Here is a 5,723-nt window from a genome sequence, read left to right as displayed (position 1 = left end):
GCCTGGACCGCGAAACGGCGCTCCGGATGTGGACCGAGAACGTTACCTGGTTCTCCAACGAGGAGGGCAGGAAGGGCAACATTGCGGTGGGGCAGCTGGCGGACCTGGCCGTGCTCGACCGGGACTACTTCACCGTCCCGTTGGACGAGATCCAGCACCTCCAGTCGGTGCTGACGCTCGTGAACGGCAGGCCCGTCTATGGTGCCGGTGGCTTTGCCGATCTGGCGCCGCCCCCCCCGCCGGTCCTGCCGGAATGGTCGCCGGTGCGCACGTTCGGCGGCTACCAGAAGCAGGCCGCAGGACCGCTGCGGGCCGAAAGCGTCGAGCTTGCCGCCGCGTCCGCCTGTGGCTGCACGGTCGCTTGCGGCGTCCACGGCCATGCCCATGCCAGGGCCTGGGCCACCGCAGCACCCGTGAGCGACGCTCGCTCCTTCTGGGGGGCACTCGGTTGCGCCTGCTGGGCGGTATGACATGGCGGAAGAAGCGCAGCCGCCACCGCCTTTGACGGTGCCTCGACGCTTGGCCGATGTCCTTACGAACCCGGCCGCCCTGCTGTTCGCCCGGCTGATGCTGATCCTGCCCTACTGGGTGGGCGGTCTGTCCAAGCTGTTCGACCTATCCGGTGCCATGGGTGCGGCGGTCCGCTCGGATCTCAACCCCGCCTGGGCGTTCGTCAGCCTGACCATCCTGGCCGAGATCGGCGGCTCGCTGCTGGTGATCGTCGACCGCTGGACCTGGCTGGGTGCCGGGATCCTCGGTGTCCTCACCATCCTGGACACCTTCGTCGTTCACCGGTTCTGGGGCGCCGACGGTTCTCTGCGCGTCGAGCAGCTGAGGAACTTCCTGGAGCACATCGCCCTGGCCGCTGCCTTCCTGCTTGTCGCTGCAGTCCGCCTGGCACATCCGCGGGACGAGCGGCCATGAGATCTGCTGTACCCTTCGAGGCCCGCCTGAGCGGCTGGGTCCGGCCACTTCTCACCTCATCGATCATCTACTGGATAGCTCTGCTCGGCCTGTGCGCAGCCTATCTCCAGGGCGGGTTCAACAAGGCCACCAACTTTGCCGGTGCCATCGCCGAGATGAACCATTTCGGCCTGGCGCCGGCCGCGCCGCTGGCCGCGGCGACGATCGTCCTGGAACTGGGAGCATCCGCCCTGATCCTGAGCGGCTTTCATCGCTGGCTGGGCGCCTTGGCGCTGGCCGGCTTCACCCTGTTCGCCACCCTCCTGGCCAACCGCTTTTGGGAGTTGTCGGGACCGGAGCGGTTCATGACCGCCAACGCCTTCTTCGAGCATCTTGGCCTGATCGGCGGCTTCCTGCTCGTCGCATGGCACGACCTGCGCGAGCGGCTGGCAGAGGGCGTCCGTCGATGACCGAGCACCGTGGCAGCGCAATCGAAGCACCCATGCCGCCCCCATCCTCAAGCTTCGCGCCGCTGCGCCACGCCGTGTTCGCCATCCTGTGGGCGGCGACGGTGCTGGGCAACACCGGCACCTTCATGCGCGACGTGGCGAGTTCCTGGCTGGTCACCGACCTGTCGGCCTCGCCGGCCGCCGTGGCGATGATCCAGGCAGCCGGCACGCTGCCGATCTTTCTCCTGGCGATCCCCGCCGGCGTGCTGTCCGACATCCTGGACCGGCGCAAGTTCCTGATCGCGATCCAGCTGGGGCTCGGCCTGGTGAGCGGCACCTTGATGGTGCTCGCCCATACCGGGCTGCTGACCGTGAGCTCGCTGGTGGCCCTCACCTTCATCGGCGGGATCGGTGCGGCGCTGATGGGGCCGACCTGGCAGTCGATCGTGCCGGAACTGGTGCCCAAGGCCGAGCTGAAGAACGCCGTCGCCTTGAACTCGCTCGGGATCAACATCGCCCGCTCGATTGGTCCTGCCGTGGGCGGCCTCCTGCTGGCGAGCTTCGGCGCGGCCTTCACCTATGGCGCCGACGTCCTGAGCTACGTGTTCGTGATCGCAGCCCTGCTCTGGTGGAAGCGTCCACCTTCCGCCGACGACGCCCTGTCCGAACACTTCATGGGCGCCTTCCGGGCGGGGCTCCGCTACGCACGCGCCAGCCGCACGCTCCACATCGTGCTCGTGCGGGCGGCCGTGTTCTTCGCGTTCTCCAGCGCGGTCTGGGCCCTGCTGCCGCTGGTGGCACGCAACATCCTGGGTGGCGATGCCGGGTTCTACGGCATCCTGCTGGGCTCCGTGGGTGCTGGCGCCATCCTGGGCGCGCTCCTGCTGCCGGGTCTTCGTCGGGGCCTCGATGCGGACGGGCTGCTGCTGGGCGCCTCCCTGCTGGCGGCCCTGGTCATGGCCGTCCTGGCATTGGGCCCGCCGCAATGGGTGGCCGTCGTCATCCTGCTCCTCCTGGGCGGCAGCTGGATCGTAGCTCTGACGACGCTGAACGGCGCCGCCCAGGCGATCCTGCCGAACTGGGTGCGCGGGCGCGGCCTTGCCGTCTATCTGACGGTCTTCAACGGGGCGATGGCCGCGGGCAGCCTGGGCTGGGGTCTGATCGCACAAGGCCTGGGGGTGCCGCTCGCCCTGGTGATTGGCGCAGCTGGCCTCGCCGTCGCGGCGGCGATCATGCATCGGGTCAAGATCCCCGCGGGCGACGCGGACGTGGCCCCTTCCAACCATTGGCCGGAACCACTGCTGGCCGATCCCGTCGAGCACGACCGGGGGCCAGTGATGATCCTGATCGAGTACCGCATCCGGCGCGAGAACCGCGCGGCCTTCCTGCATGCCATCCACCGCCTTGCCGAGGAACGCCGCCGTGATGGCGCCTATGGCTGGGGCATCACCGAGGATGCGGCCGAGCCGGAACGGCTGGTGGAGTGGTTCATGGTGGAGTCCTGGGCCGAGCACCTGCGCCAGCACCGGCGCGTCTCGAAGGCCGACGCGGACCTGCAGCAAGATGTTCTGCAGTTCCATCTGGGTCCCGAGCGTCCCGTCGTCCGGCATTTCCTGGCGATCGACCCGCGCCGCACCGGTGGGACAGCCGGTACGGCAGGCGGGACGACATGAACGGCACGGGCAGGTCCGGCCGCCCTAGGCGCTCCATGCTGCTGGCCGGTCGTATCGCCTTGGCCTCGATACTCGCCACGAGCCTCGGTCGGACCGCCGAGGCGCAAGGCCCTGCCGAACGTCCAGCCTATGAGAATTTCCGCTTCGACGAGGACTGGTCGCCCCTGCGCGACCCGGCGTTGCGCACCGGCCTCTTCGATCCCATCAAGTGGATTCCGATCAGCCGGGATGGGTCGTCCTACCTGACCCTGGGCGGCGAGTGGCGCGAGCGCTACGAGGTCAACGACCATCCGCTGTTCGGCCTGGGGTCAGTCGAGGAGAACGACTACCTGCTGCAGCGCTTCTACCTGTTCGGCGACCTGCATCTCGGTCCGCACCTGCGCAGCTTCGTCCAGCTGGCCAGCGGGATCACGGCCGGCTGGGACGGCAAGCCGCCGCCTACCCAGCAGAACCAGCTGGATGTCCTGCAGGCGTTCGCGGAACTGGACCTTCCCGTCGGCAGCGGCCTCACCCTGCGTGGCGGGCGCCAGGAGATGAGCTTCGGCTCCTCCAGGCTGGTCTCGGTCCGGGAAAGCCCGAACATCCGCAGGGCGTTCGACGGCGTCCGCGCCTCGTGGAGCGGCCCGTCGGATCTGCGGATCGATGGGTTCCTGGTGCGGCCGGTGGCGCCGGAACGAGGCTCCTTCAACGACAGCAGCGACGAAGACCAAGCCTTCTGGGGCGTCTACGGCACGGCGCCGATCCCGGCTGTGTCCGATCTCGACGGCGATCTCTATTACCTTGGCCTGGAGCGTGACGATGCCGAGTACGCACAAGGGACGGCGACGGAGCACCGCCACACGATCGGGGCACGGCTGTTTGGCGAGCGGGCGAGCTTCGACTGGGATCTGGAAGCCGCCTTCCAGTTCGGCACATTCGGCAACGCCGACATCCGGGCATGGACCGTCTCGTCGGACATCGGCTACACCATCATGTCCTGGCCGTTCTCACCCCGCCTGGGCCTGAAGGCGGACGCCATCAGCGGCGACGACGATCTGAGCGACGACACGCTTGGCACGTTCAACCCCTTGTTCCCCAAGCTGCCCTACTTCTCTGAAGCCAACCTTGCCGCACCGGCCAACCTGCTGGACATCCAGCCGAACCTGACGCTGGCCCTCACTTCGGTGGTCGAGTTTGGCCTGGGCTGGAACCCGCTGTGGAAGCAGGCCGATACCGACGCTTTCTATGCCCCGCCGCTCACACCTGTGGCGGACACGGCCGGCGGCGCGGGCAGCTTCCTCGGACAGCAGTTCATCACGAGCATCGAATGGGCGGCGACCGAACAGCTGACGGTCGGCGGCACCTATGTCTACTTCACGCCTGGCGATCGGCTTGAAGAAGCCGGCGGGCAATCCGGCCAGTTCGCCGCCATGTGGGCCAAGTTCCTGTTCTGACACTGGACGTCGAACACCGATGGGAATGGCGCGCCATGCTCTTCGACATGCGCGCTCACGAACTCAATCGGTACGATCCCTATGCACCGACGGCACCGACCTTCCCTCGCCCGCTCCGCTCCACCCAACTCTCTTCAGCGTGTCGATCAGCGTGGAGCGCGGCACCTTGAGGCTCCGGCACACTGAGGCCTTGGCTGCGGCGTTTGGTGTATGCAGAGGTCCTCCAAGCTGTCTTGCCGCGGAACATTGGTGAGCGCGGTAGGCTTAGCCATTGTGGAGCATGCCTACCGCTTGGAGTGGGAAGCGAGCAGGCAAGCCCCGCTTCCTGCCCTAGCGGCCCTAGGTCTTGTATCGTTTAGGTGTACCCCAGCAAGGCTACAATGTAAGACGCCACAGCCCGTCTCACATGGGTTCTTCCTGATCATCCGAGACAACAGACTGTGCAGATCTAGGTCCTAATAAGACAAGGCCCCTGCCCCGCATGCCCATCTACGGCTATGCCCGCGTCAGCACGCTCGACCAGGACCTTTCCATCCAGCGCACGGCACTGAAAGCCGCCGGCTGCAGCGTGATCCGTGCCGAGAAGGCCAGCGGGACCAGGCGGGACGGGCGCAGCGAGCTCCAGGTCCTGCTCGACTTCGTCCAGCCCGGCGACACGCTGGTGGTCACCCGCATCGACCGGCTCGCCCGCTCAATCCCAGGAAGAAAGAGGTCGCTCTACTGGAGGCAACCCACGCATGTACACCGGAGAAACCAATAGCCTTCTGCCACGTTGTAGCGCCACAAGATGGAGTCTTGTAACTGCCATAGTAATGCCAAACTTGGCCAGAGCCATGGCTGTGCTTTAGCTTCGTATGCTGCTTGATACAGCATCATGTATCAGAGGCGACCAAGACAGTGACCTCGTCATGGTAAAGGAGCGACCGCCCATCATCAACAAGATGCTACCTACCATGCATCTAGGAGACTGAAGCTAGCGTCTTCCAGTACGATCTTTCTTCTTCAGGTTATACTTCGTGTAGGCAGCCTGGACAAAGGAAATGCAAAAGGAAGACCTCGTTCAACAGTTGATGATGGAGGAGGATCGCTCGGCGATGTCCATCTTCATGGCATACAGCAGGGACCGGTTCGAAGCCGCATTCAACATGAGCGTCTGGCTCAAGTCTGGCTTCATTCCGAAGCACATCAAGGAATACTGCAGAGAAGAGCTGTGCAAGTTGCGCAATGTGCGAAAGATCCGAACTCTGCATCACCATGTGCCTCCC

At 65.8% G+C, this 5,723-nt stretch carries 6 protein-coding genes and 1 pseudogene; all 7 read left to right on the top strand.

The window, feature by feature from the left end; genetic code table 11:
- The coding region (locus VHL31_RS05275) for an amidohydrolase family protein (RefSeq protein ID WP_329660157.1) at positions 1-470 on the top strand (470 nt) is incomplete at its 5' end.
- Between the two features lie 49 nt (positions 471-519).
- A complete protein-coding gene (locus VHL31_RS05270; protein WP_329660156.1) occupies positions 520-924 on the top strand; it encodes a DoxX family protein in 405 nt (134 codons plus the stop codon).
- The gene (locus VHL31_RS05265; RefSeq protein ID WP_329660155.1) at positions 921-1,373 is read left to right on the top strand and encodes a DoxX family protein; all 453 of its coding nucleotides are present in this window, start codon (positions 921-923) and stop codon (positions 1,371-1,373) included. Before VHL31_RS05270 ends, VHL31_RS05265 begins: the two co-directional genes overlap by 4 nt.
- Positions 1,374-1,405: 32 nt before the next feature.
- Positions 1,406-3,025 carry an MFS transporter gene (locus VHL31_RS05260; RefSeq protein WP_349262365.1) on the top strand — a complete coding sequence of 540 codons (1,620 nt, stop codon included), beginning with the start codon at positions 1,406-1,408 and terminating at the stop codon, positions 3,023-3,025.
- Positions 3,022-4,458, top strand: coding sequence for an alginate export family protein (locus tag VHL31_RS05255; RefSeq protein ID WP_329660153.1), 1,437 nt, complete (start codon positions 3,022-3,024; stop codon positions 4,456-4,458). The genes VHL31_RS05260 and VHL31_RS05255 overlap by 4 nt, the downstream gene beginning before the upstream one ends.
- A 481-nt stretch (positions 4,459-4,939) precedes the next feature.
- Positions 4,940-5,179 (top strand): annotated as a pseudogene (locus VHL31_RS05250) (recombinase family protein); the annotation flags it as partial.
- Positions 5,180-5,498: 319 nt separating this feature from the next.
- Positions 5,499-5,723, top strand: a 225-nt coding sequence (locus tag VHL31_RS05245) for a hypothetical protein (protein ID WP_329660151.1), incomplete at its 3' end; no start/stop codon positions are given.

This window comes from Geminicoccus sp., assembly GCF_036263595.1.
Taxonomy (GTDB): Bacteria; Pseudomonadota; Alphaproteobacteria; order Geminicoccales; family Geminicoccaceae; genus Geminicoccus.
The sequence above is the reverse complement of the archived record's forward strand: the minus strand, read 5'-3'. Positions and strand labels throughout refer to the sequence as shown.

Excerpts from the sequence above, each read along its gene's own strand:
- VHL31_RS05260 (WP_349262365.1), top strand. The coding sequence starts at position 1,406 with ATGCCGCCCCCATCCTCAAGCTTCGCGCCGCTGCGCCACGCCGTGTTC.
- VHL31_RS05265 (WP_329660155.1), top strand. The coding sequence starts at position 921 with ATGAGATCTGCTGTACCCTTCGAGGCCCGCCTGAGCGGCTGGGTCCGG.
- VHL31_RS05255 (WP_329660153.1), top strand. The coding sequence starts at position 3,022 with ATGAACGGCACGGGCAGGTCCGGCCGCCCTAGGCGCTCCATGCTGCTG.